General features: G+C 44.8%; 18 protein-coding genes. 12 read left to right on the top strand and 6 right to left on the bottom strand.

Going from position 1 to position 15,221, the window contains the following annotated elements; translation table 11 throughout:
* Positions 1-180: 180 nt before the first annotated feature.
* From QUA40_RS18435 to QUA40_RS18420, 4 genes are all read left to right on the top strand, one after another.
* Positions 181-498: a DUF4277 domain-containing protein gene (locus QUA40_RS18435; protein ID WP_333128391.1), complete on the top strand. Its 318-nt coding sequence runs from the start codon at positions 181-183 to the stop codon at positions 496-498.
* Positions 499-738: 240 nt separating this feature from the next.
* Positions 739-984: a hypothetical protein gene (locus QUA40_RS18430; protein WP_333128364.1), complete on the top strand. Its 246-nt coding sequence runs from the start codon at positions 739-741 to the stop codon at positions 982-984.
* Between the two features lie 39 nt (positions 985-1,023).
* Positions 1,024-1,377, top strand: coding sequence for a hypothetical protein (locus QUA40_RS18425; protein ID WP_333128362.1), 354 nt, complete (start codon positions 1,024-1,026; stop codon positions 1,375-1,377).
* Between the two features lie 60 nt (positions 1,378-1,437).
* Positions 1,438-1,665 carry a hypothetical protein gene (locus tag QUA40_RS18420; protein ID WP_333128360.1) on the top strand — a complete coding sequence of 76 codons (228 nt, stop codon included), beginning with the start codon at positions 1,438-1,440 and terminating at the stop codon, positions 1,663-1,665.
* A gap of 822 nt (positions 1,666-2,487) precedes the next feature.
* Here the strand turns inward: QUA40_RS18420 and QUA40_RS18415 are convergent.
* Entirely contained in the window at positions 2,488-3,549 is a 1,062-nt protein-coding gene (locus QUA40_RS18415) for a hypothetical protein (protein ID WP_333128357.1), read from the bottom strand.
* Positions 3,550-3,778: 229 nt separating this feature from the next.
* On the bottom strand, positions 3,779-4,759 hold the full coding sequence (holA, locus tag QUA40_RS18410) for a DNA polymerase III subunit delta (protein WP_333128354.1): 981 nt from the start codon (positions 4,757-4,759) through the stop codon (positions 3,779-3,781).
* Positions 4,760-4,935: 176 nt separating this feature from the next.
* On the opposite strand from holA, the gene QUA40_RS18405 reads away from it, so the two are divergent.
* Together QUA40_RS18405 and cbiE are read left to right on the top strand one after the other, a co-directional pair.
* Positions 4,936-5,676 (top strand): DUF1868 domain-containing protein, encoded by a 741-nt coding sequence (locus QUA40_RS18405; protein ID WP_333128389.1) that lies wholly within the window; start codon positions 4,936-4,938, stop codon positions 5,674-5,676.
* Between the two features lie 250 nt (positions 5,677-5,926).
* Positions 5,927-7,231 (top strand): precorrin-6y C5,15-methyltransferase (decarboxylating) subunit CbiE, encoded by a 1,305-nt coding sequence (gene cbiE / locus QUA40_RS18400; RefSeq protein ID WP_333128352.1) that lies wholly within the window; start codon positions 5,927-5,929, stop codon positions 7,229-7,231.
* Positions 7,232-7,414: 183 nt separating this feature from the next.
* Here the strand turns inward: cbiE and QUA40_RS18395 are convergent, their stop codons facing one another.
* The 4 genes from QUA40_RS18395 to QUA40_RS18380 all read right to left on the bottom strand — a co-directional run bounded on the left by QUA40_RS18395 (position 7,415) and on the right by QUA40_RS18380 (position 11,418).
* Positions 7,415-8,284: a type II CAAX endopeptidase family protein gene (locus QUA40_RS18395; protein WP_333128350.1), complete on the bottom strand. Its 870-nt coding sequence runs from the start codon at positions 8,282-8,284 to the stop codon at positions 7,415-7,417.
* Between the two features lie 92 nt (positions 8,285-8,376).
* A complete protein-coding gene (lpxD, locus tag QUA40_RS18390; RefSeq protein ID WP_333128347.1) occupies positions 8,377-9,417 on the bottom strand; it encodes a UDP-3-O-(3-hydroxymyristoyl)glucosamine N-acyltransferase in 1,041 nt (346 codons plus the stop codon).
* 146 nt (positions 9,418-9,563) lie between these two features.
* A complete protein-coding gene (locus tag QUA40_RS18385) occupies positions 9,564-9,878 on the bottom strand; it encodes a YkvA family protein (RefSeq protein WP_333128345.1) in 315 nt (104 codons plus the stop codon).
* Positions 9,879-10,305: 427 nt separating this feature from the next.
* Positions 10,306-11,418, bottom strand: a complete 1,113-nt coding sequence (locus tag QUA40_RS18380) for an SPFH domain-containing protein (protein WP_333128343.1) — start codon at positions 11,416-11,418, stop codon at positions 10,306-10,308.
* Between the two features lie 1,065 nt (positions 11,419-12,483).
* Between QUA40_RS18380 and QUA40_RS18375 the strand changes: the two genes are divergently transcribed.
* The 6 genes from QUA40_RS18375 to QUA40_RS18355 all read left to right on the top strand — a co-directional run bounded on the left by QUA40_RS18375 (position 12,484) and on the right by QUA40_RS18355 (position 15,167).
* A complete protein-coding gene (locus QUA40_RS18375; RefSeq protein WP_333128341.1) occupies positions 12,484-12,684 on the top strand; it encodes a type II toxin-antitoxin system VapB family antitoxin in 201 nt (66 codons plus the stop codon).
* Positions 12,681-12,890 carry a hypothetical protein gene (locus QUA40_RS18370; protein WP_333128339.1) on the top strand — a complete coding sequence of 70 codons (210 nt, stop codon included), beginning with the start codon at positions 12,681-12,683 and terminating at the stop codon, positions 12,888-12,890. The genes QUA40_RS18375 and QUA40_RS18370 overlap by 4 nt, the downstream gene beginning before the upstream one ends.
* Complete coding sequence (locus QUA40_RS29065; RefSeq protein ID WP_445301164.1) at positions 12,805-13,080, top strand: PIN domain-containing protein; 276 nt, start codon at positions 12,805-12,807, stop codon at positions 13,078-13,080. The genes QUA40_RS18370 and QUA40_RS29065 overlap by 86 nt, the downstream gene beginning before the upstream one ends.
* Before the next feature lie 184 nt (positions 13,081-13,264).
* Positions 13,265-13,519, top strand: a complete 255-nt coding sequence (locus QUA40_RS18365) for a hypothetical protein (protein WP_333128337.1) — start codon at positions 13,265-13,267, stop codon at positions 13,517-13,519.
* 43 nt (positions 13,520-13,562) lie between these two features.
* A complete protein-coding gene (locus QUA40_RS18360; RefSeq protein WP_333128335.1) occupies positions 13,563-13,736 on the top strand; it encodes a hypothetical protein in 174 nt (57 codons plus the stop codon).
* Between the two features lie 195 nt (positions 13,737-13,931).
* Positions 13,932-15,167, top strand: coding sequence for an SMEK domain-containing protein (locus QUA40_RS18355; protein WP_333128333.1), 1,236 nt, complete (start codon positions 13,932-13,934; stop codon positions 15,165-15,167).
* Positions 15,168-15,221: the final 54 nt, after the last annotated feature.

Raw genomic sequence — 15,221 nt, 5'->3', positions numbered from 1 at the left:
ACCTAGCAAAGATTTCAAGTTTTGCTAAGATTAGATAATAGAGTCAGCAACACAGGTGGAAAAAATCATGAATCAGCCCCAAAACGAAATTAAAGTGGCTCTCCTGAGTTTATGGTGATAAACAAACCGCCCTTACTCCAAGGGCATCACAGAATCGCGAACAGTTGTGTCTGATACCGTATTTACCATAAACCCAGGAGAGCCATTAAAGTCCTCAACATAGACCATTTAGGAAGAATAGCCGGAATTATGGATGAAATGGAACTGGTAGAATTAGTGAATCAACAAGTGGGTATCAAATCAAAAGAGATGCTAACTCCTGGACAAATAATGAAAGCGATGATTTTGAATGGATTAGGTTTTTTGAGCGCCCATTTATACTTATTTGAGCAATTTTTTATCGGCAAAGCAACAGAACATCTCATTGGAGAAGGAGTATTACCATCACATTTAAATGATGACCGACTAGCCAGAGCATTGACAAATATTATGCAGTAGGCACCACACAACTATTTACAGCAATCGCCATAAAAGCCGCCGAGAAATTTCAAGTAAAAATGAATAGCATACATTTGGACGGAACTTCAATGTATGTGCATGGGGAGTACGCAAAGCCGTCAGAAAAAGGAGTCTATTCAGTCAAGATTGAGGGAGAAGTGAAAAATCAAGAATCCGAGCCTGAATCAGACATGGATATTCGAGGATCATGGACCCGGCCTCAAGCAATTTATTATTGACATGATTTGTACAGGAGATGGAGACATACCATTATATCTCAAAATAGACTCAGGAAATATCGATGACAAAAGTGTGTTTGTAGAGCGATTAAAAGAATTCAAAAAATCCTGGACATTAGAAGGAATAAATGTAGCCGATAGTGCCTTATATACCAAAGATAATATCATCGCCATGATCGAAATGAAATGGATAACTAGAGTTCCTTTAAGTATAAAATTACATCAGGAGAAAATATTAAATATCTAAAATGACCAATGGACAGACAGTGAAATATCAAGATATAAAATGGTCGAAAAATCAAGTGATTATGGAGAAATCAAGCAAAGATGGTTAATCGTAGAAAGTGAAGCGAGGAAAAAATCAAGTATTAAACAAGTAAATAAGCAAGTAGAAAAACAAAAAGAAAAAGCATCAGCCGCTCTCCGCAAGCTATCCAAACAAACTTTTGCTTGTGATCCCGATGCTAAAAAGGCTCTAAAAAAATTATCAAATTCATTCAAATATCATAAAATCAACAATATTCAATATCAAAAAACAGCCGAATATGAGCAATCAGGTAGACCGAGTAAATTGGCAAATCCCACTCAAATCAATTATCGAGTAACAGGTGAATTAGAGACTAAATTAGAAGTAATTTAAGCTGAACAAACTGGGGCAGGCAAATTTATTTTAGCAAGAAATATTATTGATAAAAATGAATTGAGTAATGACAACGTACTCAAAGAAGACAAAGCGCAACAATCTACAGAAAGAGGATTTAGATTCCTGAAAGATCCGTTATTTTTTACTTCAAGTGTCTTGGTAAAAAATCCTCAGAGAGTAGAAGCAATTTCCATGATAATGGGACTGTGTTTGTTGGTCTATACCCTAGCACAAAAAAAGCTAAGACAAGAATTAGAAGCTTCAGGAATTTCGGTCAAGAATTAGGTAAAAAAATTAACAAATAAACCGACTCTGCGCTGGATATTTCAACTCTTTCAGGCAGTACATTTGATAACGGTCAATGGACAAAAGCAAGTGAGCAAGTTAACGGTAGAACATCGAAAAATTCTCTCTTGTTTAGGTACAGTCTGTCGTCAATATTATCGGATTATTTAATCAGATAATATTGACGTATTCAAATTGAGATACTTGATCAAAATAAATTGTTAGCCAATATAATTATTATATTGGTAAAAAAACCGATGGATTTATTGGAGTGTATTGTCAGATAACTTGAGCAAGTTATTGTCAGGAAAAAAAGCCGGGATTCAACTTGAGATCTTGTCTACTAATTTTCACAAAAAGTAGACACTCAAGTTAAAAAAGTTAGACTAAAAAAGTTTGATGGCTGTGATTTTTCAAAAATACCAGTAATCATGAATCACATCTGCGGAATGTGGGATATAATACCAAATCCGCGTTAGAAATCCCCAATAGGAATCGGCGGTTGAAACCGCTATTAAGTAGTGGGACAGTATTAATTACACAAAATTTTGGCTACAAGCCTTACCCAGTAAAAAAGGTGTATGTAATTAATTCTGTCCGATTACTTATACAAACTTTCGTCCTAGCGAGCGAGGGACTAAAGAATAAAGGGGGTAGAAATCCCGGATTTATTCTCAGTTGGTGGAGGAGTATGTCACTAACATTGAAAAAAGTCAAAAGGTAAGAAAGCTTTGAGTAAAAAAAAGATTTTTTACTTTTGGCTTTTGACTTTTGACTTTTAGCACATCCAGTATTCAACTCAAAACTCAAAACTCAAAACTCTTAAGGCGCTGCTGCCGCTCTGCGGTTGGCAACAATCAGATTAGCCTGATACTCTGCCGCTTTTTGCTGAGCCTTTTGATAGTTCGGGCTGGTTGACGGCACTGCTCTCATGAGCCCAACCGCTTTCTGCCATTGGCTTGCTACTGTGATCCACTCATTTTGAGACTGAGCCGTCTGGGCCGAAATTGCTGCCTTCTGAGCTGTGTTAACGGCTTCCCTCCAAGAGTCAGGCTTAGGCGCGGTGGCTTTTGGTGCAGGAGAGGCTGCCTTGGGCGCCGGAGATGCTGCCTTGGGCGCCGGAGATGCAGCAGCAGCTTTGGGTGGTGGAGATGTCGGAGTTGGGCTTGCGGGCGCAACAGCCGTGGGAGCGACTTTTGGTGTAGGAGAGGCTGCCTGTGGGGTACCCGGAGATGCACCCGCCGGAGAGGATGCGGCGCCTTTAGACGCGGGAGATGCGGGTTTCGGGGAAGGGGAAGCAGCTTGGGGGGCGATGGGTTCTGGGTTCGAGTCGCCGAAAGGGAAAGTTTTAGTAAAGAAAAGCCCTGCGATCGCCGCCAGAGGTACTAAGATACCCACAGGTATTACCCATTTGGGAAATTGCTTTTTCGGAGGCGGGGCTTGATCTTCGTCTTCCTCGTCGTCTTCCTCGTCGTCATCTCGATCGAATTCTCCTTCTTGATAATAGTCTTCGCCTTCGGGCTCGACATCATCTAAACCTACAGAGTCGTCAGGCATTCCAGTATCCAAGGGGTAAGGCATTGAACCTGCAGGCATCAGATCAATTTCATCTTCCCACGCAGGCGATCCGTCACCTGTTCGACGCCCGTAAACCTTTACAGTGTGAATTGATTCGAGTCCCAGCTTCGTCATGCCGGTGCGGATGAAATCGACCAATACCATTTGGTCCGGTACTTTGTCTGCCTCCAGAATTATGTGGAGGCAGCCGTTGTCCCGCGTCACATCGGCGTTGATGCCTTTGGGTTTGAGTGTACGGTTGATGCTAGATGCGATCGCTTTTGGATCGCCTTGCTTGAGCAGTTCCCGCGGGTTCTGTTGTGTCATGGGTAGCGCTCTTTTTTTGGGGGGGGTGGAGAGCCGGCAAATAATATTAACCGATCGGCATTCGGCGGACAATATTTATTTACCACATTAACTTCTACTTTGGCATTCTGAGAGTATTTCTAGTATCTATTAACCTTTTGGCACGCGATGCGGCATCAAGCACATAGCCACTATCGAAATTTGTTGTAAAAATTTACAGTAGGGGGCCGATCCTGTTCCCTGTCGCGCATCAGCGAAACAAGCTAGAAAGTTCTATAACTTTGGTTTGCAGGGTTGAGATTTCTTCCCGCCCCCGCTTTAAAGAAGCTTCTAACTCTAGCAGCAAAGGCAAACTTTTTTGCAGTTTTTCTAAGCTGGCGTTCTTGACTTCTTGACGAAAATAGTATACTCGTTTCGGATTGCCGAGTTCTAGAGCTTGAGCAATTTTATCATCGCGATCGCCCGCTTGGATCATCGCCTTTACCCACAGCCAAATCCGAAACTTACCAGTCAAGCCAGCCACAATCCTCAAACCAGGCTCGCTGCGGGCAGTTAAGCCTGCCAATAAATCCAAAGCCGCGGAGGTATTGCCCTCGCGAATCGCATCGGCTAGCTGGAAGGTATTCTGAGCGTGACAGTGTACCAGTGCGGCAACTTCTTCCGGGTTCAGAGGTTGGCTGCGGTTGCCCGCAAACAGCAGCAATTTTTCGAGTTCGCTGTATAGCTGGCGGGTATCGCTGCCAATGGATTGGGCCAAAAGTTCGATCGCTGTGGCTGTCAATTTTACGTTCATTTCGCCCGCGACTTGGCGCACCCGCTGGGCTAATTCTTTGTCATTCCAAGGCGGAATCGGTGAAAATTCCCGCACTTCGGCGGCGGACTGGGAAATTAACTTAGTAGATTTGAGCCGGCTGTCGGGTTTTTTGACGGATGTCAGCAGCAGCACGGTGGTAGGGGGAATCACTGGCAGCGTCCGTTCAAATTGCGCTAACAGTTCTGGAGAACACTGCTGCGTTACAGTCGTATTTGCCAGCCAGACAAAACGGCTGCCAGTACCGAAGGGCGGGGTTAAGGCTCGATCAAGCCCTTCGACCACAGCTCCAGCGGAATCGGCAATAATTTTGTCATAGTTAAAACTAGCCCAGTTGGGGTCGAGGACTGTTTGACGCAAACTTGTCACAGCCTGCGCGATCGCAAAGTCATCTTCCCCCCAAAACAGGTAAATTTGCATGAAAAACGCTCAGTAGCCCAAAAAATCAGAGTTGCACGTTCCGCAAGTCCAACATATCCTGAATAGGGCTGTTGGAAGCCCGCGCCATAATATAAAATTTGGTGTGGGAGTTTGTCACCGCGAGGAAATCAAGATTGGATGATACTTATCAAGCTTACGTAAATCGGGTGGCGCGAATGACGCTGCTGGACTCCTACAAGTCCCAGGTGGAACACATTCAGGAATCTCCAAAATTTAAGCCCGACGAAGCAGGCCGGAGAGATCCTGTACCTTTTCCAGGTTATTCAGTGATTACGCCGCCTGCGGGGGAAGATGCAGAAAATGCTGCATTTTATAGTAATTTGCAGTCGAGCCAACAACGGCTATTGCATGAAATAGGGGAGGGTGCGCTCGTGGCACTGCCTCCTGATAGCTTCCATTTAACCGTAGCCGATTTGATTTGGAGCAGCGCTTTTCGAGATGCCTCTGATAAAAATCCCGAATTTGAGGAGCAACTGCGCTCGCGCATGGCCGATCGTTTTGCCGCCTGCAAACCCTTGGCGGGCGGCGCTCCCATTCGCTGGATAGTGCTGGGGTTGATGGTGATGACTAGAGCTGTGGGTGTTTGTTTAGCACCGACTGACGAAAACTCTTACAAGCAAATTTTGGAGTTTCGCCGATCGATCTATCAAAATCCCGATTTAATGGCTTTAGGAATTGAACAGCAATATCATTTTACGGCCCACATTACCCTGGCTTATTTTGGGGACACCGGGGCGAACTTAGACCGCGATCGCTTGTGCGCTTTGCTGTCAGAGTTAAACGAGCAATGGCTGGACACGCCGCAAGAACTGTCCGTAAACCGAGTGGAACTGCGGAAGTTTGAGGACATGACCACCTACCTCCGGCAACCGGACTGGCCTGTTTTTGAGTTTTAACGAAGGAAGAAGGAAGAGGGAAGAAGGAAGAAGGAAGAGGATCGATGTGAAGATTTTTTCCATCTCCCACTCTCCCCATCTCCCACTCTCCCACTCTCTCGCCCCCTCTCCCTCTCTCCCCTGTGACAAGATTCAGGATATTGCCTATTAAATGCTTTAATTATTTTTGTTTGACAGTAAAGTCAAGGAAAAAATTTATGAAAAACCAGGAAAAATCAGTAATTCTGGTTTTTTACTTTTTGCTTAAAAAGTGACAGTACACGTTGTTGGTATAGGTTTAGATGGAGCTGCTGGGCTGAGCGAATCGGCGCGGCAGGTTGTAGAAATGGCCGCTCTGCTAATAGGGAGCGAGCGCCATTTGAGCTATTTTCCCCAGCACGACAAAGAGCGCTGGGCCTTGGAAGATTTGACCGAAGCAATTCTGGAAATTCGGCGATGGTGGGCGACTGAACCCGAATTAGAACCCTCTGCGGGGACGGTGGAACCCCGCGATCGACCGATCGTAATTTTAGTGGCCGGCGACCCGCTGTTCTACGGCTGGGGAAAGTTGTTAATTGCCCAATTGCCGGCAGAAAAATTGACTTTTCACCCCCACGTCAGTTCTGTGCAGTTGGCTTTTAATCGCTTGCAAATCCCTTGGCAAGACGCTCATTTTGTGGGCTCTCAAGGACGTTATTTTGAGGAACTGACGGCAAAACTCAAACTCGGTGTCGAGAAAATTGCGGTGCTCGCCGACGAAACTAATACTCCGGGGGCCCTGGCAAATTTGGTGAAAGCTCTAGATTTGCCTACACGCTACGAGTTTTGGGTTTGCGAAAATTTGGGTTCGGCCCACGAGCGCGTGGGCCTGCGTTCTCTGTCAGCTTTGCTGGGAGAGTCTTTTGCACCGCTGAGCGTGGTTGTGATGCTGCGAGAGTCCCCGCCGAGGGCAGAACCTTTGGATTTGGAAAAGTTGCCTTTGTTGGGAATACCGGATGCAGCTTTTATCGGTTGTGGCGACAAGCCTGGTTTGACAGTTGAACGGGAAGTGCGGGTGTTGGTTTTGGCACAATTGGCTTTGCAACCGGGACAAGTTGTCTGGGATGTGGGTGCTGGTAACGGTTCTGTGTCGATCGAAATTGCTCGTTTATTCCCGCAGTCTGAGGTTTATGCGATCGAAAAAACGGTTTTTGGTACTTCTGCGATCGAGTTCAACTATGGCCGTTTTGGGCTGCAAAATGTGTTCTCGATTTACGGAACCGCCCCGGAAATCTTGCACCGCTTGCGTCCTCCGCACCGGATTTTTATTGGCGGTAGTGGCGGAGGGTTGACTAAAATTTTGGGCGTTTGCGCGCTGCGGCTGCTCCCTGGAGGCTCGATCGTCCTGGCTTTGGATGCTTTTGAGGATATTGCTATTGTTTTGAGCTGGATGGGCGATCGGGTGCGCCGGGAACCGCACTGGAGTTACCGAATTTTGCAAGTGCAGTTATCTCGTTCTGTGGCTGGGGGGAATTCAACTCGTTTTGACGCGCTGAGTCCGGTTTCGATTGTGACGATCGATCGACAGTTGAATTAATGTCTGAATTTTAACCGCCGATTAACGCAGATTAATGCCTGTGTTATCTGTATTTTTTGTGGTTTTAGTTCTCGCTTGATTGAATCTAATATTTTTTTACCGCAGAGGGCGCAGAGGGCGCAGAGGAAGAGAGGAAGATAGGAAGAGAAGAGGTAATTTTAAAGGGGTTTGGGGTATTAGGTTTTAATTTTTAATTAAGAACAGTACGGCTGCTGTTGCTAGCAATAACAAAATTCCGGCGACACCGGCTAGGGGTTTTGCTGCTATTCCTGTAATCCATTCCGGTGCGCGGCCTGTCGGATTAATTGCGCCTTCTGTATCTAAGGTAGTTATACCCCAAATCCAAGCTGCGTGAATGCCGATCGCCAATCCTAAACTGCCACTGTCGGCGATGCGGGCTAATGTTAAAACCATGCCCATCAGCCACAATCCGGGTAGTTGCGGTAGAGTTTCTTTGGCTGCCCAAATTAGGTGGGCGATCGCAAAAATGAAACTGGCGATCGATGCTGCGATTAGCACTGAGTAATCTTGCTGGAGGATTGTTTGCAAGCAGCCGCGAAAGATTAACTCTTCTGTGGCGCTAATCCACACTGCTAATAACAGAGTCAGTAGACTAGCAGGGTTAACGATTAAACTCCAAAAATTAAATTTTTTTTCGCCTGTTTCGGTGGAAGTTTCGCTTTTTTTTAGCTCGATCCAGCCTGCGGTTAATTGCAGACCGAATAAAATTACTAAGCTGATTATTCCTAATCCTAATCCCCGCATTAATGACATCAAAACTGCGGGTTGCACTTCCCAACCCCAGTCAACAAAAGATGTGTTTTCGATCCAACTTGTCGCCCATAAAATGAATGGGACAATCACGTACAGGGAAGCTAGTAAAGGTAGTTTTTTGTTTCCCAGGGGTTGGGGTGGATGCCATTTGAGGGCGATCGCCAGCACAATCGCTGCGGGAAGCCACACCACAATCCAAGTCGAGAAAAACAAGATTATTTTGACAATTGCTGGTATTGACGGCGACATCAGTCGCAGGTTAGTTATACTATTCCACATTTAAGGGGTTGCAACTATAATACTGTTGACTGTTGGCTGTTAACTGTTGACTGTTAACTAATGACTACTGACTACTGCCAACTGCCAATTGATTACCGATCGAGCTTGCGCTGAATTTGCCTCAGAGACTGGTACATTTCGGGCAAACGGTTGTATACGGCTGCGGCTTTGAGAAATAGTTTATGCGGAATTGCTGGAACACCCGTCACGATCGCACCTGCGGGCACGTCGCTGTGAATTCCGGCTTTAGCAGTGGCGATCGCCCCATCTCCGATTTTGGCTTGATTAGCAATTCCCACTTGACCTGCCAAAATTACATTGTTGCCAATTTTTACCCCGCCGGCCATGCCAACGTGAGCGGCAAAGGCGCAATTTTTTCCTACTTGACAGCCGTGACCTACGTGTACTAAATTGTCGATTTTTGTATTCTGGCCGATGCGGGTTTCTCCGACAGCGGGCCTGTCGATCGTGCTGTTGCAGCCAACCTCAACGCCCTCTTCTAATACAGTGCAGCCAGACTGCTCCATTTTCACCCATCCTGTGGCTGTTGGCACAAACCCAAAACCTTCGCTGCCGATCGCCGCACCGCTGTGAATCACGCAATTTGCCCCGATGCGAGTACGTTCGTGAATCACACAGTTAGCGTGTAAAACTGTGCCTTCGCCAATTACCGCATCTGGGTAAATTACAACATTTGGATGAATGCAAACGTTGCTGCCAATTTTGACTTTTGCTTGGATAACTACGTGGGGGCCGATATAGACATTTTCACCAATTTCTGCAGAGGGGTGAACGACGGCTGAGGGATGAATTTCGGATGCTGGGCGAAACGGTTGATAGAAAAGGGCGATCGTTTCAGCAAACAGCAATCGCGGATCTGCTGCGGCAATCCAAGCAATGTTGCGATCGGTACATTGAGCTTGCAGGCTTTCATCTAAGGGTAAAATTAAAGCGGAAGCATTTGTAGTGGCTGTATGAGCGGCAAATTTAGCACCTTCTATGTAACTGATTGTACCCGATGCAGCTTCATCGACTGGGGCCGCGCCAGTAATTTCCGGATCGGTAGCAACTGACGCTGTGAGGCTGCTACTGGTGGCTAAATTAAGTTTTTGTACTATTTCGCTAAACTTCATCTATAAAAAAAATTTGTTGTTAACACAGATTGACCATAGTTAAAATTACCAGCTTTAGAGCACGATCTGAGCAGTTGCCATTTAAAAAACAAGAACCCCGATTTCTTGAAGAAGTCGGGGTTGTAGCGCTCGATTATTTTTGGCAATTATTGTACAGACACTGCATCTACGTCAACGGTGCTGCCTTTGGCTTCAGAAGAGGTGCCGGTGGCTTCGGATGCTGAGGCTGTCTCTGTTTGGCGGGATTTAAAGTAGTCGATCGCCATTTGCGAAACTTCGGAAATCAGCAAGACTGCGATCGCCACATCGTCAATTTGTCCGACGACGGGGAGAAAGTCTGGGGCAATGTCTATCGGGCTTACCAGATATGCCAGGGTTCCCAGAATAATCCACCAGCGGTATTTGGGGTTGCGGAGGGTGTCGCGGTACCAGTTGTAAACAGATTGTATAGAAAAGTTCATGCGGTTGTCCTCTACTTATATTTTCAATCTTGACAAATTGTCGCTCGAAATGCTTGTGGAGATATCCCCCCTAGGGTTGGCAAGAGACTTCTACCTGGGAGTATAGGGAATGGGGGAGGGAGAAGTTGTCAAGCTGTGTCGGAAGGGCGGGGACTCGTGACAAGGCCCCTACAGAAACCTGACAGATGAAAGCCGATGAAATTAATCTGTGTTTATCTGCGTTTATCTGCGTTTATCTGCGGTTTAAAAAAACATTCATATTGTTGACGGTAGATTCGGAATCTATTACTTGTATATCGTGATTAAAGCAAGTTACTTAGATTGGGGTTTTTCAACCGCAGATGTCAGCAGATAAACACAGATGAACGCTGATGGGATTCATTTGTGTTTATCTGCTGTTTAAAAAAATCTTCATATCTTTCACTCACTAATTTTGAAAGATCCATTTTTGGTCGCCGATCGCAATTTCGCAGCCATCGGGCAGCCAAAAAGGCTCGTTAGCAGCCAGCCTCTGCCCACCCACAAAAGTGCCGTTGGAACTGCCGCTATCGACAAGCTGATATCGCTGTTTGCCAAGTTCGTCAGTGGCGCGGCGGATTTGAGCGTGGTAGCGCGAACTTTGCGGATCTTGTAATACTAAAGTGTTGGTTGGTTCGCGTCCAATTGTAAAGGGATTGGCTGTTAGGGCGATCGCTTCTCCAGAAAGTTTGTAGATTAAATATGCGGTTGTTTTGCGATCGCTGCTTGCGAGTACCGTTGGTGCAAGTTGGGGAGGATTTCTCCCAGGAGGGAGGCTGTTTTGAGCAAGTTGTTCTGTCAGTTGTTGTAAATCTCGCTCGAACCCTGCTGCTGTGTCTGAAGCTGGAAGATTCGCAGGAGAATTACCTGATATTAAGTTTAACTGCTGTACGGGAGATTGAGGAACAATCGGGCGGCCTGCTTCGGCAATTCTCATTTGCAGGGCGGCGGCATTTTCTGCTTCCTGTCGGGCACTCATTCCCTCAACTTGGCGAATAACTCCGTTAGTTTCGGGAAAGCTGACATCGCCAATTCGCACGTCTTCTAAGTTAAAACCCAGGGTATAAAAATCTTGGACGCGATCGAGCAAATTTTGGCGCAGCAACAGCCGTCCTTGACTGATAAGCTGTTGTAGGGGTATTTGCCCGATCGCTAATCCCATACAATCTTTAACTGCACTTGCTAAAACAGCTAGAGGATCGGACAATTCCAAAGCTACTCGTTTCGGATCTATAACTTGATAAATAACCGTCAGAGTGGCATCAATTAAAAACCGATCCTTAGACAAAAAATCTCCGTGCGACTGTACATCCAAATTGCGGAGTTTGGTGTCTACGAGGACAATTTGACACTGTTCCAGCAGGGGAAGGGCGAAGCTGAAATGCCGCCCCGATTTTAGGGTACGCACGGCGCGGCCGTTTTTGACCAACAAACCCGTGTAACCCGCCCCTATAAAGTCCATACTAAAGCCGGCCCAGCGTTCGGGTGTGACGGTTTGAATCAGGGGAGAGGCGTTGTTCATGGGAGGGCGTTGAGGGAGGGAAGATTCTATTTTTAGGGTAACAAATTGCTGGGGGCGAGCGATCGGGCGGTGTGCCGGTTCCGCAACCTCTATTCTATACTTCTGGACTCCCCGCGATTCAGGCCGGACTGGATCTAGTTTGCATCTAGTTGATGGTGGGGGCGATCGAAATACTGTTCGCAGGGTGCGTCCGATCCTTCAAACCAGTTGAAATCGAAAGAATTAATAGACCTCTTGCAAAAGTCCTTTTAATCAAATTTTGGAACGGGCAAGATGCCCGTTCCACAAGAAAAAATGTTTTTTGTGGGATGGGCATCTTGCCCGTCCTAGTTATTTTTGCAAGAGGTCTAATGTCTAACGCATCCTACAATTTGGTTTAACAGTGACTAAAGGTGAGTGATTTATTGGCTATACTTAAGGCATCATGCTAGGAGCGTAAGTCAGATCAACACGATCGCGATCGCCCTTTCAGATGAGCGCCTCCTGAAGTTACAAAAACTCACCAACGACTTGAACGTATCGATAGAAGAGTGAGTTTTAATAGGCATCGAAAACTTACTCGCACAGCCAGAAAGTCTTTCACCCAATACTGCTCAAAATATTCTCAACAAAAATGCTAAAATTCCCCCTGATATAGTTGACAATTTTTATGCACTAGCCTCGGATTGGGAGAAAAATTAGGAAAATAAGGGCGATTCCCTACGGGATAGCTACGCACGCGCGTACTTTAGGAAAAGGAACAATAGCAATACACCCAAGAGATTATCAGACTGCTTTGAATTATTGGGTTATGGGCTTGAAATCGATGTCATCGTTGTCAGTCAGTATTTTGAATAAATGACGCGGGATGCCGGTCTCCATTAAAGCTTCCAATGATCTATCGAGCTTTGAGAATTTCTCATAAATGCCGACTTGGCTGACTTACGCAAGCTAAACAGGCTTTTCATTCTCCCGCGAACTAAATGCAGAAAGCGATCGCCCATTGATAGAGTTTCAGTGCTACACTAAAATTACAGCATTGTTCGGTGGCAATTGCGCGATACCCTACTTGCACGAGGAAAATATATGGTAACTACGCTCGAAATTGACAAAACTCTCCTTCAAGAAGCCCTTGATTTGAGTAACCATCCAACACCTACTACATTAATCGAAGCAGCTTTACGCGAGTACATTCAACGTCGCAAACAACTAAAAGTAATGGAATTATTTGCTACTATTGACTACGATGAAGATTATAACTACAAGCAACAGCGACAAACTTTATGAATGTTCTTGTTGATAGTTCCGTTTGGTCGTTGGCCTTGCGGCGCAACACAACAAATGATGCGATTGCTATTGTTAATGTACTGCGTGATTTGATGGCAGATGGACGAGTTGTTTTACTGGGTGCCATTCGTCAGGAGGTACTTTCTGGGGTACGCTACAAGGAACAGTTTGCAAGGGTTGCGAGAGTATCTTCGTGCTTTTCCTGATTTAGAGCTAACAACTGAAGATTATGAGTTAGCCGCAGAGTTTTTCAATACCTGTCGCAGTAATGGTGTTCAGGGTTCAAATACTGATTTTCTGTTATGTGCCGTTGCTCATCGTCGCGGCTACAGCATTTTCACTACTGATAAAGATTTTGAGAATTTCCGATCGCACATTCCTGTCGTATTACTATGAGGGTGATTTCTGAGTTTATATCTTAACTTAGGGATGCCGATCGCACTTTTGGATTTGAGATGTCCGAGGGGCGATCGCGACAAAATAGTAGAATAATCTTAACAATTGAAAAGTAAAACTTAGGTTATGTTAAAGTGTAATCAACAAGACCGTTTTTGCACCTTAACGCACGCGAATTAGTGCCATGTCCCTTTCCAAACCTGAAAAGCCGTATTTAAAACCGATTAATCCCCCCGATCTTCAAATGCGAGCCATCGCCTACAGTTTAGATACTTTAATTCCAGGCCTCTACATTTGGCTGGGTGCGCTCAAAATTCGGATTGGGGGTAGCGAGCCCGAAGAAAACTATCCGGGAACAATTCACAGTCCCATTGGCATTGCTTTAGTATTCCCTGGCTACCGCATCTACAGCACTTATCAAGGTAGCTATGACCCTTGATAAGCATAAGCTTGATGGTATCCCTCAAATTACTGTAAAAACTTTGCCATCCACAGAATTTGAGTTACTTCTATTGACAGCAGGCTACGGTAAAATGGGTACGGCTCCGGCTCAGGGAAATCGTATGAAAGTTTGGTGGACTCATTCTACTTTTAGACGCATTGAAGCTATTTATAGTCCTGATGGAATAGTTGTTATTACTGCTTATCACGTTTAGACTTATAGTTAAACAAACCCAGAAGTTTTTATTGACTCTTTTGATAAGAGAGGGCGATCACACTTTCGGAAAATAAGGGCGATCGCACTTTAAGATTGAGGAGGGGAGAGGGGCGATCGCAATGCAGGGAAAAAAGGGCGATTCCCTGTAAGGTACAATAATAACCAGAAGTAAATCAGTTTCTGAATATAGAATATGAATCTTGAGCGAGCGCAAAAAAGAATTAGAGATTTGATGTCACTCTTTGTTAACCAAGTTAAGAGTGCAACAGCAATGCAAAAAACAGACATAAATAAACTTGCTCAAACTCTATTAATTCCTCTGCTTGCTGAAGTTTACGGCTATCAAAATCTGAATGATTTGGATTTTACAGAAGGTAGTAATTTCCCCAGCGTTGATTTAGGTGATGAAACTGCAAGAGTGGCTTTTCAAATTACAGCCACGTCTGGTATTGAAAAAGTTAAACATACATTAACCAAGTTTGTTGAGCACAAACTTTACGAAAAATACGAGCGGGTAATTATTTATATAATAACAGAAAGACAAAAAGACTACTCGGATACAGAAATTAACAAAATAATTCATGGTAAGTTTAGTTTTGATGTCAAAAAAGATATTTGGGATTATCGGAATATCCTTGGAGAGGTTGCTAAATTCCAAATTGAGAAAGCCCGTGAAGTTGAAAAAATTTTAGAGGCAAACTTTGGTGAAGAAAGAAAAGAACCTGACTGGGAAGTAGTTGATAAAGTTGAGCAAATTATCAACGAATCCACTGAGTTGTTTGTAGGAGGTTCAGAAAATTTCCAAAAACTGGACAATTTTTTAGCTGATAACTCTAGTGGTGTAATGCTCGTGAGGGCTGGTGCTGGTTTGGGTAAAACATCACTTTTGGCTAACTGGGTCGATCGGGAACGGCAAGGTAACAGATGTTTTATTGCCTATCATTTCTTCAGCCAACAATATGATAAAACCCGCTATGTTAAGAGTGCTTATTGGAATTTATTACGACAAATTTATAGCTATTACGAACTCTACCATGAGCAACTGCCAAACGAACTAGATGAGTTAAGGAAAAGGCTATACAACATATTAAAAGAGCGTGGCGGCAGGCAAGATAAGCCCGTAGTCATTGTTATAGATGCCTTAGATGAAATCGACGCAGCCGAAATGCCCTTCTCGCTACCCTTTCTCACTCCTTTGCCTCAGAATGTATTTGTTATTGTTTCAGCGAGAGCAGAATCCGACGAAGAGCCAAAATATCTAGAAAACTGGACAGAAAAATCGCAAAAGTTGCACCTTGAGTATTTGCCAAGAGAAGCGATCGCAGACTGGTTAAAACAAACTGGTGACGGTGAGTTAGCAATATTTGCCGAAGATATAAATTTCGTTACCCAATTAGAGGAAATTACGGCTCTTCAGAACTTATGGTGATAACTTTATCTAATAAAAGATAGACTCGTGCATAAGACTAGAAGCTGAAACTCA

Origin of the sequence: Microcoleus sp. Pol11C3 (assembly GCF_036701485.1) — a bacterium.
Lineage (GTDB): Bacteria > Cyanobacteriota > Cyanobacteriia > Cyanobacteriales > Microcoleaceae > Microcoleus.
This window is presented reverse-complemented; position numbering and strand designations above follow the sequence as displayed.

Excerpts from the sequence above, each read along its gene's own strand:
- QUA40_RS18405 (WP_333128389.1), top strand. The coding sequence starts at position 4,936 with ATGACGCTGCTGGACTCCTACAAGTCCCAGGTGGAACACATTCAGGAA.
- QUA40_RS18380 (WP_333128343.1), bottom strand. The coding sequence starts at position 11,418 with ATGAACAACGCCTCTCCCCTGATTCAAACCGTCACACCCGAACGCTGG.
- holA (WP_333128354.1), bottom strand. The coding sequence starts at position 4,759 with ATGCAAATTTACCTGTTTTGGGGGGAAGATGACTTTGCGATCGCGCAG.
- QUA40_RS18355 (WP_333128333.1), top strand. The coding sequence starts at position 13,932 with ATGAATCTTGAGCGAGCGCAAAAAAGAATTAGAGATTTGATGTCACTC.
- QUA40_RS18375 (WP_333128341.1), top strand. The coding sequence starts at position 12,484 with ATGGTAACTACGCTCGAAATTGACAAAACTCTCCTTCAAGAAGCCCTT.
- QUA40_RS18370 (WP_333128339.1), top strand. The coding sequence starts at position 12,681 with ATGAATGTTCTTGTTGATAGTTCCGTTTGGTCGTTGGCCTTGCGGCGC.
- QUA40_RS18385 (WP_333128345.1), bottom strand. The coding sequence starts at position 9,878 with ATGAACTTTTCTATACAATCTGTTTACAACTGGTACCGCGACACCCTC.
- QUA40_RS18430 (WP_333128364.1), top strand. The coding sequence starts at position 739 with ATGATTTGTACAGGAGATGGAGACATACCATTATATCTCAAAATAGAC.
- QUA40_RS18415 (WP_333128357.1), bottom strand. The coding sequence starts at position 3,549 with ATGACACAACAGAACCCGCGGGAACTGCTCAAGCAAGGCGATCCAAAA.
- QUA40_RS18425 (WP_333128362.1), top strand. The coding sequence starts at position 1,024 with ATGGTCGAAAAATCAAGTGATTATGGAGAAATCAAGCAAAGATGGTTA.
- lpxD (WP_333128347.1), bottom strand. The coding sequence starts at position 9,417 with ATGAAGTTTAGCGAAATAGTACAAAAACTTAATTTAGCCACCAGTAGC.
- QUA40_RS18395 (WP_333128350.1), bottom strand. The coding sequence starts at position 8,284 with ATGTGGAATAGTATAACTAACCTGCGACTGATGTCGCCGTCAATACCA.
- QUA40_RS18365 (WP_333128337.1), top strand. The coding sequence starts at position 13,265 with ATGTCCCTTTCCAAACCTGAAAAGCCGTATTTAAAACCGATTAATCCC.